Annotated in this window: 1 pseudogene; it reads left to right on the top strand. The window is 66.2% G+C overall.

Annotation, left to right across the window (positions count from 1 at the left end):
- Window positions 1–54: 54 nt before the first annotated feature.
- A pseudogene (rpoZ, locus tag AC0IYH_RS29990) lies at window positions 55–216 on the top strand (DNA-directed RNA polymerase subunit omega); the annotation flags it as partial.
- Between the last annotated feature and the right edge of the window lie 142 nt (window positions 217–358).

Here is a 358-nt window from a genome sequence, read left to right as displayed (position 1 = left end):
CCCCCGCAGCGTAAGCGCCGCAATTCTCCCTATTGGTGTAGTTAAGGACACGGCATGGCGCGCGTCACCGTCGAGGATTGCGTCGACAAGATTCCCAACCGGTTCGACCTCGTGCTGCTTGCGGCACAGCGGGCGCGCCAGATCTCGGGCGGCGCCGAACTGACGCTGGACCGCGACCGCGACAAGAACCCGGTCGTCGCCCTGCGCGAGATTGCCGAGGAGACGGTCCGTCCGGCGCATCTGGAGGAATCGGTCGTCAACAGCCTGCAAAAGGTTCAGATGGACGACGACGACGAGGCCGACGCCATCGGCAGCCTCTCGGCCTCCGCCGAAGCCTTGCGCCTGACGGCATCGGCAC

This window comes from Pseudomonas sp. AC463 (genome assembly GCF_979253585.1).
The sequence above is the reverse complement of the archived record's forward strand: the minus strand, read 5'-3'. Positions and strand labels throughout refer to the sequence as shown.